This is a genomic window from Amycolatopsis sp. lyj-90 (assembly GCF_046549035.1).
Classification (GTDB): domain Bacteria; phylum Actinomycetota; class Actinomycetes; order Mycobacteriales; family Pseudonocardiaceae; genus Amycolatopsis.
In genome coordinates, this window is record NZ_JAJPWP010000008.1 from 89,865 (window position 1) to 104,525 (window position 14,661).

Annotated in this window: 3 protein-coding genes and 1 pseudogene; all 4 read left to right on the forward strand. The window is 69.2% G+C overall.

The annotated features are described in order from the left end of the window. Positions 1-939 precede the first annotated feature (939 nt). Complete coding sequence (locus tag ACLJPX_RS29475; protein ID WP_410603625.1) at positions 940-1,737, forward strand: helix-turn-helix domain-containing protein; 798 nt, start codon at positions 940-942, stop codon at positions 1,735-1,737. 204 nt (positions 1,738-1,941) lie between these two features. Further along, the gene (locus ACLJPX_RS29480) at positions 1,942-2,829 is read left to right on the forward strand and encodes a prephenate dehydrogenase (RefSeq protein ID WP_410603627.1); all 888 of its coding nucleotides are present in this window, start codon (positions 1,942-1,944) and stop codon (positions 2,827-2,829) included. 145 nt (positions 2,830-2,974) lie between these two features. Next, positions 2,975-4,921: an ABC transporter ATP-binding protein gene (locus ACLJPX_RS29485; protein ID WP_410603629.1), complete on the forward strand. Its 1,947-nt coding sequence runs from the start codon at positions 2,975-2,977 to the stop codon at positions 4,919-4,921. Continuing rightward, positions 4,918-14,333, forward strand: a pseudogene (locus ACLJPX_RS29490) (amino acid adenylation domain-containing protein). The gene ACLJPX_RS29485 and the pseudogene ACLJPX_RS29490 overlap by 4 nt, the downstream one beginning before the upstream one ends. Positions 14,334-14,661: the final 328 nt, after the last annotated feature.

Consider the following 14,661-nt stretch of genomic DNA (forward strand, 5'->3'; position numbering starts at 1 on the left):
GAGCGGAACAGGCCGGGAGTGCGCGGTGATCTTCCCAGTAGAAGTCCGAGCCATACGAATGGTCTAACCGGGCCTGCGAACAGCCTAGCCGGGGACGCCTGGACAAGCGTGTACGTGGGCGTATTACTTATGTTCCGCAGGCGAGTCAATAGTGGATGCGAAGTTTCGGATATTGATCTTGAGAGGCTACTTCGCTACGAAAATCACACTGTTCGTCAATTGCCGACATGGATTGTTCATGCCATGCTGCGTTGGTGCGGACCGACTGGGGCTGACAGGGTGCGCGCTCACTGGGGACTGAGGGGGGTGCGACGGTGACTCGCGACCACGAGGCATTCATAGATTTCACCCGGTGAACCCCTGATCTGTGCCGGTATGGAGAACATAGGATCGGACCTGTCCGAGACCTCGCGCTGTAGCGGGTGTCGGTCTTGTCGGGCTGACCGGGTGTCGGCCTCGCCGGACTGAAGCCGATGAGCGGTTGTCTTGCGGAGATCATCGTCGGGGCGATGGGAGGAAGCCCTGCAGCTTCGGTAGTTCGTCGGAAAGCGCATCACCGGTCATCTGGGAGACCGTGGAGGCGGCTCGCACGCATGCGGGTCTGCCCGGTGGTGCCCGAGGGATCCTCACCGTCGAGGACACCCCGCCCCGCGGCCGAGGCCGGCGCTGGACGGGTTCATGGTGTCCAACCACCGAAGCCGAACACTTGGACGGTGGGGTTCCGTGCCGTATCGCAAAAGTCGATTAAACAAAAGATTCAATGGGGGCTAGGTGGATCCGACGAGAGTTGACCTATTCGCTCTCCCTGTCGTCGAAATCGAGCTGTCCCGGCTGTCTTCGGCATGTTCGCCACGAACCTCGGGCGAGGATCCGGAGCACGTCGAGACGCTGTTGTCGGCGGAGTGGGAGCTACCGCCCATTCTCGTTCACCGACCGACGATGCAGGTGGTCGATGGCCTGCACCGGTTGAAGGCGGCACGAGTCCGAGGCGACACGAAGATCATGGCGAGGTTCATCGACGGCGCCGAGTCCGACGCCTTCGTCCTTGCCGTGGAAGCGAATATCCGGCATGGCCTGCCGCTTTCCCTCGCGGATCGCAAGCGGGCGGCCGTCCAGATCATCGGGACGCATCCACAGTGGTCGGATCGGCGGGTGGCTTCGGCGACCGGGATCTCGGCCGGCACGGTCGCGGATCTGCGCAAACGTGGTGGAGAAGGCGGGAACGGGGCCAGGATCGGCCGGGACGGGCGGATCCGTCCGGTCGACAGTTCGGAGAGGCGGCGGCTCGCCGCGGACCTCATCCGCAACGATCCCGGCCTTTCGCTCCGGCAGGTCGCCAAGCAGGTCGGCATCTCCCCGGAGACGGTCCGGGACGTGCGGGGCAGGCTGGAGCGTGGCGAGAGCCCGACCCCGGACGGCACGAGGAGATTGCGGGCCAAGCCGGATCCGTTGAGCCTGACGGAATCCGACCTCGGCCACACGCTGGACCGGGAGCGTCTCACCGTGCTGGAGCGGCTCAAGGCCGATCCCGCGCTGCGGTTGAGCGAGGTCGGCCGGATCCTGCTGCGGATGCTCGCCATGCACTCCATGGACGGGCAGGAGTGGGAAAGGATCTTGCACGGCGTCCCGCCGCATCTGTACGGCGTGGTCGCCGGATTCGCCAGGGATCACGCCCGGGTCTGGGCGGGTTTCGCGGATCATTTGGAGAACCGGGCGACGGACCTGGCCGCACGATGATCGCGGACGACATCGGGTAGGCATGGTACTCGTCGCGAAGGGGGCTTTTTCCGCTGCATGCGGGGAAAGTCCCCTTCGTCTCATCGGGAGGACTGTCCAAAAGCTTGCTCGTCCCCGCGGGTTGGACAGTCCATCCGGCGGCGAACCTCGCGGTGCCCAGCCCTGCGGCTCGACATCGCGAGGAGAGCCGCCTAAGAAGTAGCGGTGACCATCGAGAAGGCGCTTGTCGTCGGCACCGGACTGATCGGTACTTCAGCCGCATTGGCCCTTCGGGAGAAGGGCGTGACGGTCCACCTCTCCGACCTCGACGCGCACGCCGTACAACTCGCGTGTGAGCTCGGTGCCGGCCGGGAATGGACCGGCGAGGAAGTGGATCTGGCGTTGATCGCCGTACCGCCGCACCTGGTGGGGGAGCGGCTGGCCGAACTGCAGAAGCAGGGGGCCGCGCGGACCTACACCGACGTGGCCAGCGTCAAGGTCGATCCGATCGCCGACGCGGAGCGGCTCGGCTGCGATCCGACCTCTTACGTACCGGGGCATCCCCTCGCCGGCCGGGAACGGTCCGGCCCGGCGGCGGCCCGTGCGGATCTGTTCCTGGGCCGTCCCTGGGCACTCTGTCCCGACACCAGGACGGACGCGGATGCCTTGCGGCTGACGCGCGAACTGGTGTCGCTGTGCGGGGCGAAGGTGGTCACCGTCGGTGCGCGCGAGCACGACGCGGCGGTGGCGCTGGTGTCACACGCGCCGCATGTGGCGGCCTCGGCGGTGGCGGCGAGCCTGGAGAGCTGCGACGACGTCGCGCTGAGCCTCGCGGGGCAAGGCCTGCGTGACGTGACCCGGATCGCGGCCGGGAACCCGTTGCTGTGGCAGAAGATTCTTTCCGGGAACGCGCTGCCGGTGGCGGAGGTGCTCGACCGGATCGCGGCCGATCTCGCCTCGGCGGCCTCGGCGCTGAGGTCCGGTGACACCGATGGCGTGGCGGATCTGCTGCGGCGAGGTGTGGACGGCCACGGCCGGATCCCTGGCAAACACAGTGGTCCGGTGCGTGACTTCGACGGCGGGCACGTGCCACCGGTGCCCGCGGCGCTCTAAGCTCGGCCGAAAGACTGTCGCTTGTGGACGGTGCGCGTCGTCGTGCGTTCGCGTACCGGAGATGTTCGCTTGGCACCACTCGTGGACATCGACACGATTCAGCACGATTGAGATCGCCGACTTCGTGTGTGAGAGGGATCCCCAAATGGAAGTAATGTTGCGCTTCGGGGCGTCGCCCAAGAGCGATGACGACCCCGATCCCTGGTCGAACCGGGTCCGTCCGGGGACGGTGCGCAGGGTCCTCACCTATTTCCGCCCGCACGTCGGCAAGGTGTCGATCTTCGTTCTCATCGCCGCGATGGAGGCGTTCGTCGTCATCGCGACTCCTTTGCTGATGAAGGAGCTCATCGACGGCGGCATCCTCAAGAACGACTTCGGGGTCGTGATCCTGATGGCCGTCCTGACCGCCGGGCTGGCGATCGCGGGCGCGCTGTTGTCGCTCCTTTCGGCCTATGTCTCCGCGAAGATCGGGGAAGGGGTCACCTACGACCTCCGGGTGCAGGCGCTCGATCACGTCCGGCAACTGCCGATCGCGTTCTTCACCCGCACCCAGACCGGTGTGCTGGTCGGGAGGCTGCACACCGAACTGATCATGGCGCAGCAGGCGTTCGGGCATCTGCTGATGGCGGCCACCAGCGTGGTCACGGTCGTGCTGGTGCTGGCCGAACTGTTCTACCTGTCCTGGCTCGTCGCCCTCGTCACGCTGGTGCTGGTCCCGCTGTTCGTCCTGCCCTGGATCTGGGTGGGGCGGATCATCCAGCGGCGCACCGGAACGCTGATGGAGACGAACGCCGGCCTCGGCGGGCTCCTCCACGAGCGGTTCAACGTCCAGGGCGCGATGCTCTCGAAGCTCTTCGGCCGCCCGGACGAGGAGATGGCCGACTACCGCGTCCGCGCCGGGAAGATCCGCAAGATCGGCGTGAGCATTTCCATCTGGGCCCGGATGTCCTTCGCCATGATGGCGCTGATGGCGTCGGTCGCCACGGCGGTCGTCTACGGCGTCGGCGGCGGGCTCGTGATCGAAGGGGCGTTCCAGCTCGGCACGCTCATCGCCATCGCCACCCTGCTCGGGCGGCTGTTCGGGCCGATCACCCAGCTGTCCGGGCTGCAGGAGACCGCGCAGACCGTCGTGGTGAGCTTCTCCCGGATCTTCGAGCTGCTCGATCTGAAGCCGCTGATCCAGGAACGCCCCGACGCCGTCGCGCTCAAGAAGGACGAGGCGCCGGACATCGAGTTCGACGACGTCGTGTTCCGGTACCCCACCGCGGACGAGGTCTCGCTGGCCTCGCTCGAACACCTGCGGACCAAGCGGGAACAGGGCGAAGTGGCGGCGGATGTCCTGCGCGGCATCAGTTTCCACGCGCAGGCCGGAACCCTCACCGCGCTCGTCGGCCCGTCCGGGGCGGGGAAGAGCACCATCACGCACCTGGTCTCGCGGCTGTACGACCCGAATTCGGGAGCCGTCCGCCTCGACGGGAAGGACCTGCGGGACCTCAGCTTCGACTCGATCCGCGGCACGGTCGGCGTGGTCAGCCAGGACGCGTACCTCTTCCACGACACGATCCGGGAGAACCTGCTCTACGCCCGCCCGACGGCCACCGAGGAAGAGCTGATCGAGGCTTGCAAGGGCGCCCAGATCTGGGATCTGATCGAGTCCCTCCCGCGCGGGTTCGAGACCGTCACGGGTGATCGCGGCTACCGCATGTCGGGTGGCGAGAAGCAACGGCTGGCCATCGCGCGGCTGCTGCTGAAGGCGCCCACGGTCGTCGTGCTCGACGAAGCGACGGCGCATCTGGACTCCGAGTCGGAGGCCGCGGTCCAGCGGGCACTCAAGACCGCTCTGCGAAGCCGGACTTCGCTGGTCATCGCCCACCGGCTCTCCACGATCCGCGAAGCCGACCAGATCCTCGTGATCGACGGCGGAGGGGTCCGCGAACGCGGGACGCACGACGAGTTGCTGGCCGCGGGCGGTCTCTATTCGGAGCTCTATCACACGCAGTTCGCCCGGCCGGAGAACAACGCGCCCAAGCCGGAACCCGAAGAAGAAGAGTTCGAGCCCGAGCCGGTGGACACCGTGGTCTACGGAGGTTGACGATGAGTTCCGCAGCGCAGGCCAGTCCGACGGTGTTGGATCTTTTCGCCCGGCGAGCGGGCCGGACACCCGGCGCGGTGGCCGTGTCCGACGGGGAACGGGTTCTGACGTACCGGGAACTCGACGAACTCGCGGGCAGGCTGGCCGGCCGGTTGACCGGCCGGGGCGTCCGCCGTGGCGCCCGGGTCGCGGTCATGCTGGACCGGTCGGCGGACCTGCTGGTGGCGCTGCTGGCCGTCTGGAAGGCGGGAGCGGCGTACGTTCCGGTGGATGCCGCCTATCCCGCGCCGCGGGTCGCCTTCATGGTGGCGGACTCGGACGTCTCCCTGATGGTGTGTTCGGCCGCGACGCGAGACGCGGTCCCCGAGGGGATCGAGTCGATCGTCGTCGCGGACGAGGAACCGGGCGACGAGCCCCCCGCTGTCACGGCGCGCCCGGAAGATCTGGCGTACGTGATGTACACGTCCGGCTCGACGGGCACCCCGAAGGGCGTGGCCGTCCCGCACCGGAGCGTGGCGGAACTGGTGGGGAATCCCGGCTGGGCGATGGAACCCGGCGACGCGGTCCTCATGCACGCGCCGCATTCCTTCGACGCGTCCCTGTGCGAGATCTGGGTGCCGCTGGTTTCGGGTGCCCGGGTGGTGATCGCCGAGCCGGGGCCGGTGGACGCCCGGCGCCTGCGGGAAGCGATCGCGGCCGGGGTGACGAGGGCGCATCTGACCGCGGGCAGTTTCCGCGCGGTGGCCGAGGAATCGCCGGAATCGTTCGCGGGACTCGTCGAGATCCTGACCGGCGGCGACCTGGTGCCCGCGCACGCGGTGGAGCGGGTGCGCGACGCCGCGCCGGAAGCGCGGATCCGGCACCTCTACGGCCCGACGGAAACGACGCTGTGCGCCACGTGGCACGTGCTCGAACCGGGGGACGCGCTGGGCTCGGTGCTGCCGATCGGTCATCCTCTCCCCGGCCGGAAGGCGCACGTGCTCGACGCGTCGCTGCGCCCGGTGGAGCCGGAGATGATCGGCGATCTGTACCTCTCCGGCGACGGTCTCGCCGACGGCTACCTCGACCGGACGGGGCTGACGGCGGAGCGGTTCGTGGCGGATCCGTTCTCGCCGGGCAAGAGGATGTACCGGACCGGGGACCTCGCCCAGTGGACGACCGACGGCGAGCTGCTGTTCGCGGGCCGGGTCGACGACCAGGTGAAGATCCGCGGATTCCGGATCGAGCCCGGTGAGATCGAAGCCGCGCTGACCGCCCAGGCGGACGTCCACGAGGCCGTGGTGGTGGCGATCGACGGGCGGCTCATCGGTTACGCGGTTTCGGACGTGGCTCCCGCTCTTCTGCGCGAACGTCTCGAGGCCGTACTGCCCGAGTACATGGTCCCGGCCGTCGTGATCACGCTGGACACGCTGCCGCTGACCGGCAACGGCAAGGTGGACCGGGCGGCGTTGCCCGCGCCCGATTTCACGGCGACGGCGGGCGGCCGCGAACCGGCCACCGAGACCGAACGCGTCCTTTGTGGACTGTTCGCCGAAGTTCTCGGTATGGACCGGGCAGGTGTCGACGACGGCTTCTTCGAGCTGGGCGGGGATTCGATCCTCGCGGTGCGCGTGGCGGCCCGGGCGGCCAAGGCGGGCCTGCTGGTGACGCCGTCGGACATCTTCGGCGAGCAGACCCCCGCACGGCTGGCCGCCGTGGCGCGTGCCGTCCCGGCCGAAGAACTCGCCGACGGTCCCCTGATCGACTTGACCGCGGAGGACGCGGCGGAACTGGCGATCGCCGTCCCGGACGCCGTGGAGGTCTGGCCGCTGGCGCCGCTCCAGGCGGGGCTGCTGTTCCAGACGACCCTCGACGACCAGGGTCCCGACATCTACCAGACGCAGTGGATCGTCGAGCTGACCGGACCGCTGGACGTCGTCCGGCTGCGGGCCGTGTGGGAGTCGGTTTTCGCGCGGCACGACGAACTCCGGCTGACTTTCCACCGGCTCGCGTCGGGCAAGGCGGTGCAGGCCGTCGCCGGCCACATCGTCCTGCCGTGGCGCGAAGTCGATCTCACGGACGCGACCGACCTCGACGAGGCCGTCAAGGCCCTGTCCGCGGAAGAGCAGCGCGAGCGGTTCGACCTCGCCAAGGCGCCGCTGTTCCGGCTGGTGCTGATCCGGGTCGCGCAGGACCGGCACTGCCTGCTGGTGGTCAATCACCACATCCTGACCGACGGCTGGTCGGTGGCGGTCATCCTCAACGAAGTCTCCGAGGCATATGCCTCGGGAGGACACTTCCCGGACCGGACGGGGGCGGCGTCCTACCGGGACTACCTGGCCTGGCTCGACCGGCAGGACAAGGAAGCGGCGCGCGCGGCCTGGCAGGCGGAACTGTCGGACATCGACGTGCCCGCGCTGGTCGCCAAGTCGGACACCGGGACGGGCTACGACTACCGCGTCACCCAGCTTTCGCCGGAGCTGCACACCCGGCTGACCGGGTTCGCCCGCGATCACGGGCTGACGCTGAACACGGTGGTGCAGGGCGCGTGGGCGCTCGTGCTGGCGCGGCTCGCGCGGCGGACCGACGTGGTGTTCGGCACCACGGTCGCCTGCCGTCCCGCGGAACTCCCGGGTGTGGAGTCGATGCCGGGGCTCATGATGAACACGATCCCGGTTCGCGTGTCGCTCGACGGCGGGCAGCCGGTGGTGGACCTGCTCACCGAGCTGCAGCGCCGTCAGGTGGCCTTGATGCCGCATCAGCACTTGGGGCTGACGGAGATCCAGAAGACGGCCGGACCCGGCGCGATGTTCGACACGCTGCTGGTGTTCGAGAACTACCCGCGGGACTTCGCCGACCAGTTCACGTATCTGGGCACTGTCGAGGGAACGCACTACCCGGTGACCGTCGGGGTCATCCCGGGAGAGCGGTTCAGGATCCAGCTCGCCTACTGGCGCGGGCAGATCGACGAGGCCGTCGCCGATGCGCTGCTGGACTGGTTCGTCGGTGCCCTCGGCTCGGTGGCCGACGCTCCGTCCGGGCTGGTCGGCCGGGCCGACATGGGCGAGATCCCGTTGCCTCCCTGGAAGCCCGCGCTGGTGGCGGGGGAACCGCTGCCGTCGTTGATCGGGCGGATGGCGGCGGAGCGGCCGGACGCGGTGGCGGTCGCGGACGGCGCCGGTGACCTGACGTACGCGGAATTGTGGGACCGGGCGGAGAAGTTCGGGGCCTTCCTGCGGGCTCGCGGGGTCGAGCGGGAGCGTCGCGTCGGGCTGGTGGTGGGCCGGTCCTCGTGGTGGCTGATCGGGATGCTGGGGGTTTCGCTGGCGGGCGGCGTGTTCGTCCCGGTGGATCCCGCGTATCCGGCCGAGCGCGTGAAGCTGATCTTCGGCAGCGCCGATCCGATGCTGGTGGTGTGCCAGGGAAAGACCCGCGACGCGGTGCCGGAGGAGTTCTCGGACCGGATCGTGGTGCTCGACGAACTGGATCCGGCCGGGGCCCCGGACGCGGTGCTGCCGCGCGTGGGGATGCGTGACGCGGCCTACGTGATCTACACGTCGGGGTCGACGGGAACGCCGAAGGGCGTCGTCGTCACGTACTCGGGCTTGGGCAATCTGGCGCTGGCGCATATCGAACGGCTCGCCGTGACGCAGTCTTCCCGGGTCCTGCAGTTCGCGGCGCTCGGCTTCGACACCATCGTGTCCGAGGTGATGATGGCGCTGCTTTCGGGCGCGACGCTGGTGATGCCGCCGGACGAGGACCTGCCGCCGCACGCTTCGCTGACCGACACGCTGGAACGGTGGGACATCACGCATGTGAAGGCCCCGCCGTCGGTGCTGGCCACCGTGGACGCGGTGCCGGACCGGCTGGAGACGGTGACCGCTGCGGGCGAACTCTGCCCGCCGGGACTGGTGGACCGCCTGTCGGCGGGTCGCCGGATGATCAACGCCTACGGGCCGACCGAGACCACGATCTGCGCGACGGTGAGCTTCCCGCTGGCGCCGGGCGGGGAGGTGATCCCGTTCGGGGGACCGATCGCCGGGGTCCGCGGTTATCTGCTGGACGCGTTCCTGCGGCCGTTGCCGCACGGGATCACGGGTGAGCTGTACCTAGCCGGGATCGGAGTGGCGCGCGGGTATCTCGGCCGTTCGGCGCTGACGTCCGAGCGGTTCGTCGCCGATCCCTTCGTCCCGGGCGAGCGGATGTACCGGACGGGCGATCTGGCGTACTGGACCGACGACGGCGAGCTGGTCTCCGCCGGACGGGCCGACGACCAGGTCAAGATCCGCGGGTTCCGGGTCGAACCCCGCGAGATCGAGTTCGCCCTGTCCAACCGTCCCGAGGTCACCCAGGCCACGGTGACCGTCCGCGAAGGCCGTTTGGTGGCCTACGTTTCGCCGGGTGACGTCGATCCGGAGGCGCTGCGGAAGGAACTCGCGGCCCGGATGCCCGCGTACATGGTGCCCGCGGCGGTGATGGCGCTGGACGTCCTGCCGCTGACGCCGCACGGGAAGATCGACCGGAAGGCGTTGCCCGAACCGGACTTCTCCTCGAAGACGGTCGGCAGAGAGCCGTCGACCGAGACCGAACGAGTCCTGTGTGGAGTGTTCGCCGAGGTGCTCGGGCTGGACCGGGTCGGGGTCGAGGACAGCTTCTTCGAGCTGGGCGGCGACTCGATTTCGTCCATGCAGGTCGCTTCCCGCGCGCGTCGCGACGGGATCTCGCTGACCCCGCGGCAGGTGTTCGAGCACCGGACCCCCGAGCGGCTCGCGCAGCTGGTGGCGGAAACGCCTGTACCGCAAGAGGATCGTCCCGCGATCGAGGACGGCACAGGCGAGGTCGTGCTGACGCCGGTGATGCGGTTGTTCGGGGACGGGGTCGCGGGAGCGAAGTTCGCGCAGTGGGTCGTGCTGGGCGCGCCCGCGGATCTCACGGAAGAGACGCTGGCCGCGGGGCTGGCGGCGGTGCTGGACACCCACGACATGCTGCGGGCGCGGGTCGTCGACAGCCGGCGTCTGGTGGTCGGTGAGCGCGGCTCGGTGGTCGCGGCCGGGGTGGTCACGCGGGTGGCGGCCGAGGGCGGCTCGCTGGACGAGGCCGCGGCGGACGCGGCACGCGAAGCTGTCGGCAGGCTGGATCCCTTCGCGGGGGTGATGGTCCAGGCGGTGTGGTTGGACGCCGGGCCGGAGCGCGTGGGACGGCTGGTCGTGGCGGCGCATCACCTCGTGGTCGACGGGGTCTCGTGGCGCGTTCTGGCGTCGGACCTCCGAGCGGCGTGCGAGGCCGTGGCCGCGGGGCGGAAGCCGTCGCTCGAACCGGTGGGAGTGTCGTTCCGCCGGTGGGCGGGCCTGCTGGAGGAGTGGGCCGTCTCCGCCGAGCGGGTCGCGGAACTGCCTGTGTGGCAAGCGATTCTGGGACAAGAGCGGCAGCCGGAGCGGGCTCCGGCGGGGTCGGTGCGTTCCCGGTCCTGGGTGGTTCCGTCGAACGAGACCTCGGTTCTGGTGGGGCGGGCTCCGGTGGTGTTCCACTGCGGGGTGCACGAGGTCCTGCTGGCCGGACTGGCGGGAGCGGTGGCCCGGTGGCGTGCCGCGGACACCGTGCTGGTGGACGTGGAAGGCCATGGCCGCCATCCCGTCGAGGGAATGGACCTGTCCAGGACGGTGGGCTGGTTCACCAGTTCGCATCCGGTCCGGCTGGAGGTGGCCGGGATCGACCTCGACGGGGTGCTGGCCGGCGACGCGGCGGCCGGGACGTTGCTGAAGGTGGTCAAGGAACAGTCGCGGGCGGTGCCCGGTGACGGCCTCGGCTATGGACTGTTGCGGTACCTCAACCGGGAAACGGAACCGGTGCTGGCGGCCTCGCCGTCGGCGCGGATCGGGTTCAACTACCTCGGCCGGTTCGTCGCCGGTGACGAGAGCGACGTGCGGGCGTGGCAGCAGGCGGGCGAGATCGGCGGTTCGATGGACCCGGGCACGCGGCTGCCGCACGGCCTGGACGTCAACGCGATCGTCCAGGATCTGCCGGACGGTCCGGAATTGATACTCATGCTGGAATGGTCGGACGACTCGTTCGACGAGGCCGCGATCGAACGACTGGTCCAGGAATTGCTGGCCGTGTTGTCCGGGCTGGCCTCTCAAGCGGATGATCCCGCCGCGGGCGGGCACACCGCGTCCGATTTCGGCCTGCTCGAACTGGATCAGGACGAGATCGAGGGCTTCGAAGCACTAGCAGCGGAACTCAGCGAAGGCCGGGCATCGTGAACACTTCGACCAACTCCTCTGGATCGGCACTGACGGAAGTCTGGCCGCTGTCCCCGATGCAGGCGGGAATGCTCTATCACGCCTCCTTGGACGACGAGGCGCCCGATCTCCACCTCATCCAGCAGTCGCAGATCATCGACGGCCCCTTGGACACGGAGCGGTTCCGGAAGTCCTGGGAGACCGTCCTCGACCGGCACGCGGCGCTTCGGGCGAGCTTTCACCGGAGGAAGTCCGGCGAGACGATCCAGCTGATTCCCAGGACGGTGAAGCTTCCCTGGGCCGAACGCGATCTGTCCGACCTGTCCGAAGAGGACGCGCTGGCCGAGGCGACCGTGATCGCGGAGAAGGAGCGCGCCGCGAAGTTCGACCTCACGCGGCCTCCCCTGCTGCGGCTCATGCTGATCCGGCTCGGCCCGGACAAGCACTGCCTCGTGACCACCAGCCATCACCTGCTCATCGACGGATGGTCGCGGGCGGTCATGGAGGCGGACCTCCTCGAGATCTACGCGGCCGGCGGAGTGTCCGCCACCCTGCGGCCGGCGGGCTCCTACGGGAACTACCTGGCCTGGCTGGGAAAGCAGGACAAGGAAGCCGCCAAGGCCGCCTGGCGCGAAGAGTTGGACGGCGCCGACGGATCGGCGCTCGGGCTCCCGGAGACCCCGGGAAGGGCGCCGGGGCTGCCGTCCGGCGAGGTGATCCGCCATTCGCCGGAGTTCACCACCGCGCTGGCCGAGTTCGCCCGAAGGCACGGGCTGACGCTGAACACGTTGGTGCAGGGCGCGTGGTCGCTGGTGCTGGCCCGGCTGGCCCGCCGTCGTGACGTGGTGTTCGGCGCGGTGGTCTCGGGGCGTCCGGCCGAGTTGCCCGGCGCGGAGCAGACCGTGGGGCTGTTCATCAACACCGTGCCGGTGCGAGTGCGGTTGGACGGCGAGCAGACCGTTCTCGAGCTGCTGACGGAACTTCAGGGGCGGCAGTCCTCGATGATGGCTCATCACCATCTCGGGCTGCCGGAGATCCAGAAGCTGGGGGAGGCGAGTTTCGACACGATCGTCGTGTTCGAGAACTACGCCGACCCGGCGGCGAAGTCGGCTTCCCCGTCCGGTCTCAGCCTGACCCTGAGGGACTTCAACCAGGCGACGCCGTACGCGATCACGCTGGGTGTCATGCCGGGCGAGAGCCTCGAAATCGAACTGCAGTACCACGCGGACGTCGTGGGCGACTCCGTCGCCAAGGCGGCGCTCGACGGGCTCACCCTGGTGCTGGAGCGCGTGATCGCGGACCCGAGGACTGCGGTCGGCCGCCTCGACGTGCTGGGTGACGCCGGGCGTGAGCTGGTGGTCGAACGGTGGAACCGGACGGACGACACGGTGGACGCGGCGTCGGCGGTGGAGTTGTTCCGCCGTCAGGTGGAGAAGGCCCCGCACGCGACGGCGGTGCAGGCTGGGGACCAGACCTGGTCGTTCGAGGAACTGGACGAGTGGTCCGGCAGGCTCGCGACGGTCCTGATCGACCGGGGTGTACGCCGGGGCGACCGGGTCGCGGTGGTGCTGGAGCGGTCGGTGGAACTGCTGGCCGCCTGGCTCGCGGTCTGGAAGGCGGGAGCGGCGTTCGTCCCGGTCGACCCGGACTATCCGGCGGATCGGGTGGCGTTCATGCTGGCCGACTCCGCGGTCACGGCGGTGGTCTGCCGGGCGGAGGCCGCGAGCGCGATGCCGGCCGGGTACGCGCAACTCGTCGTGGACGAACCCGTCGAGGGTGAGGTTTCCCTGGTCCCGGTCGGCAAGGACGATCTGGCATACGTGATGTACACGTCCGGCTCGACCGGGACGCCGAAGGGTGTCGCCGTCTCGCACGGCGGCGTGGCGGCGCTGGTGGGCTACGCGGTGTGGGACCTGCACCCCGGCGACGCGGTGCTGATGCACGCGCCGCACACGTTCGACCCGGCGCTGTACGAGGTGTGGGTGCCGCTCGTGGCGGGTGCGCGGGTGATCCTCGCCGACCCGGGCGTGATCGACGCGCAGCGGCTCGCCGCCCACGTGGCGGACGGTCTCACCTCGGTGAACTTCACCGCCGGGCAATTCCGCGCGCTGGTCCAGGAAGCGCCGGAGTCCTTCGCGGGGCTGCGCTACTTCCAGACGGGCGGGGACGTGGTGCCGCTCGGCGCCGTGGAGCGGGTGCGGCAGGCGTGCCCCGAATTGCGGGTCCTGCACACGTACGGCCCGACGGAGACCACGTTCTGCGCGTCGTGGAAGGTGATCCGGCCCGGTGACGAGCTGGGGTCGACGCTGCCGATCGGCAAACCGCATCCGGGACGGCGCTTGTACGTGCTGGACGTCTTCCTGCGCCCGCTGCCGCCGGGCGTCGCGGGAGATCTGTACATCGCGGGCGCCGGGGTGTCGCACGGCTATCTCGGCCGGACCGCGCTGACGGCGGAACGGTTCGTCGCGGATCCCTTTACGCCCGGCGAGCGGATGTACCGGACCGGGGACCTGGCGTACTGGAACGACGAGGGCGAGCTGGTCTTCGCCGGCCGGGCCGACACCCAGGTCAAGATCCGCGGTTTCCGCGTGGAGCCGGGTGAGATCGAGGCGGTGCTGGCGGACCAGCCGTGCGTCGACCAGGCGGTGGTGGCGGTCCGCGACGGACGTCTGATCGGCTACGTCGTCTCCGGTTCCGGGGCCGATCCGGTGCGGCTGCGCGAGCGGCTCGCCGGACTGCTGCCGGAGTACATGGTGCCCGCGGTGGTGATGGCGGTGGCCGCGCTGCCGGTGAACGGGAACGGAAAGGTCGACCGGAAGGCGTTGCCGGAGCCCGATTTCAGCGGGCGGGCCGCCGGACGGGATCCCGTCACGGAGATCGAGCGGCTGTTGTGCGAGCTGTTCGCCGAGTTGCTCGGTCTGGACCGCGTCGGCGCGGACGACAGTTTCTTCGAGCTGGGCGGGGATTCGATCATCTCGATGCAATTGGCGGCGCGGGCGCGCCGGGACGGGATGACCTTCGGCGCGCGGGAAGTGTTCGAGTACCGGACACCGGCGGGACTCGCGTCGTTCGTCGAACTGGGAGAGGAACCGGCCGATTCCCCCGACGAGGGGAAGCCCGCCGCCGATTTCGAACTCGTGGACATGGACAAGGGCGAGATCGACGAATTCGAGGCGGAGTTCGACGCCGTATAGCGGACTTTCGCGTCAGCGCGTCCGCATGAGTAGTACATGAAGGCCCCCTTCCTTGCGTCTAGCGCAAGGAAGGGGGCCTTCATGTACTGCCGGTGGGCAAGTTCGGCGGTACCGAGTCGGTCGTGAGTGGCGCGGGTTCCATTGAGGGGTAAGTCAAAGGTGTCCTTCGCCGCGTCCGATACCGAGCGGCCGTGTCGCGAAAGCCACTTTCGGGACATCAGACGTCGCGAAAGTGGCTTTCGCGACATCGGTGCGGCGGTGAGGTGTCGGTCCAGGTGGTCGTGAGTGGCGTTTCGGGTTCTAACCCGAAACGCCACTCACGACCACG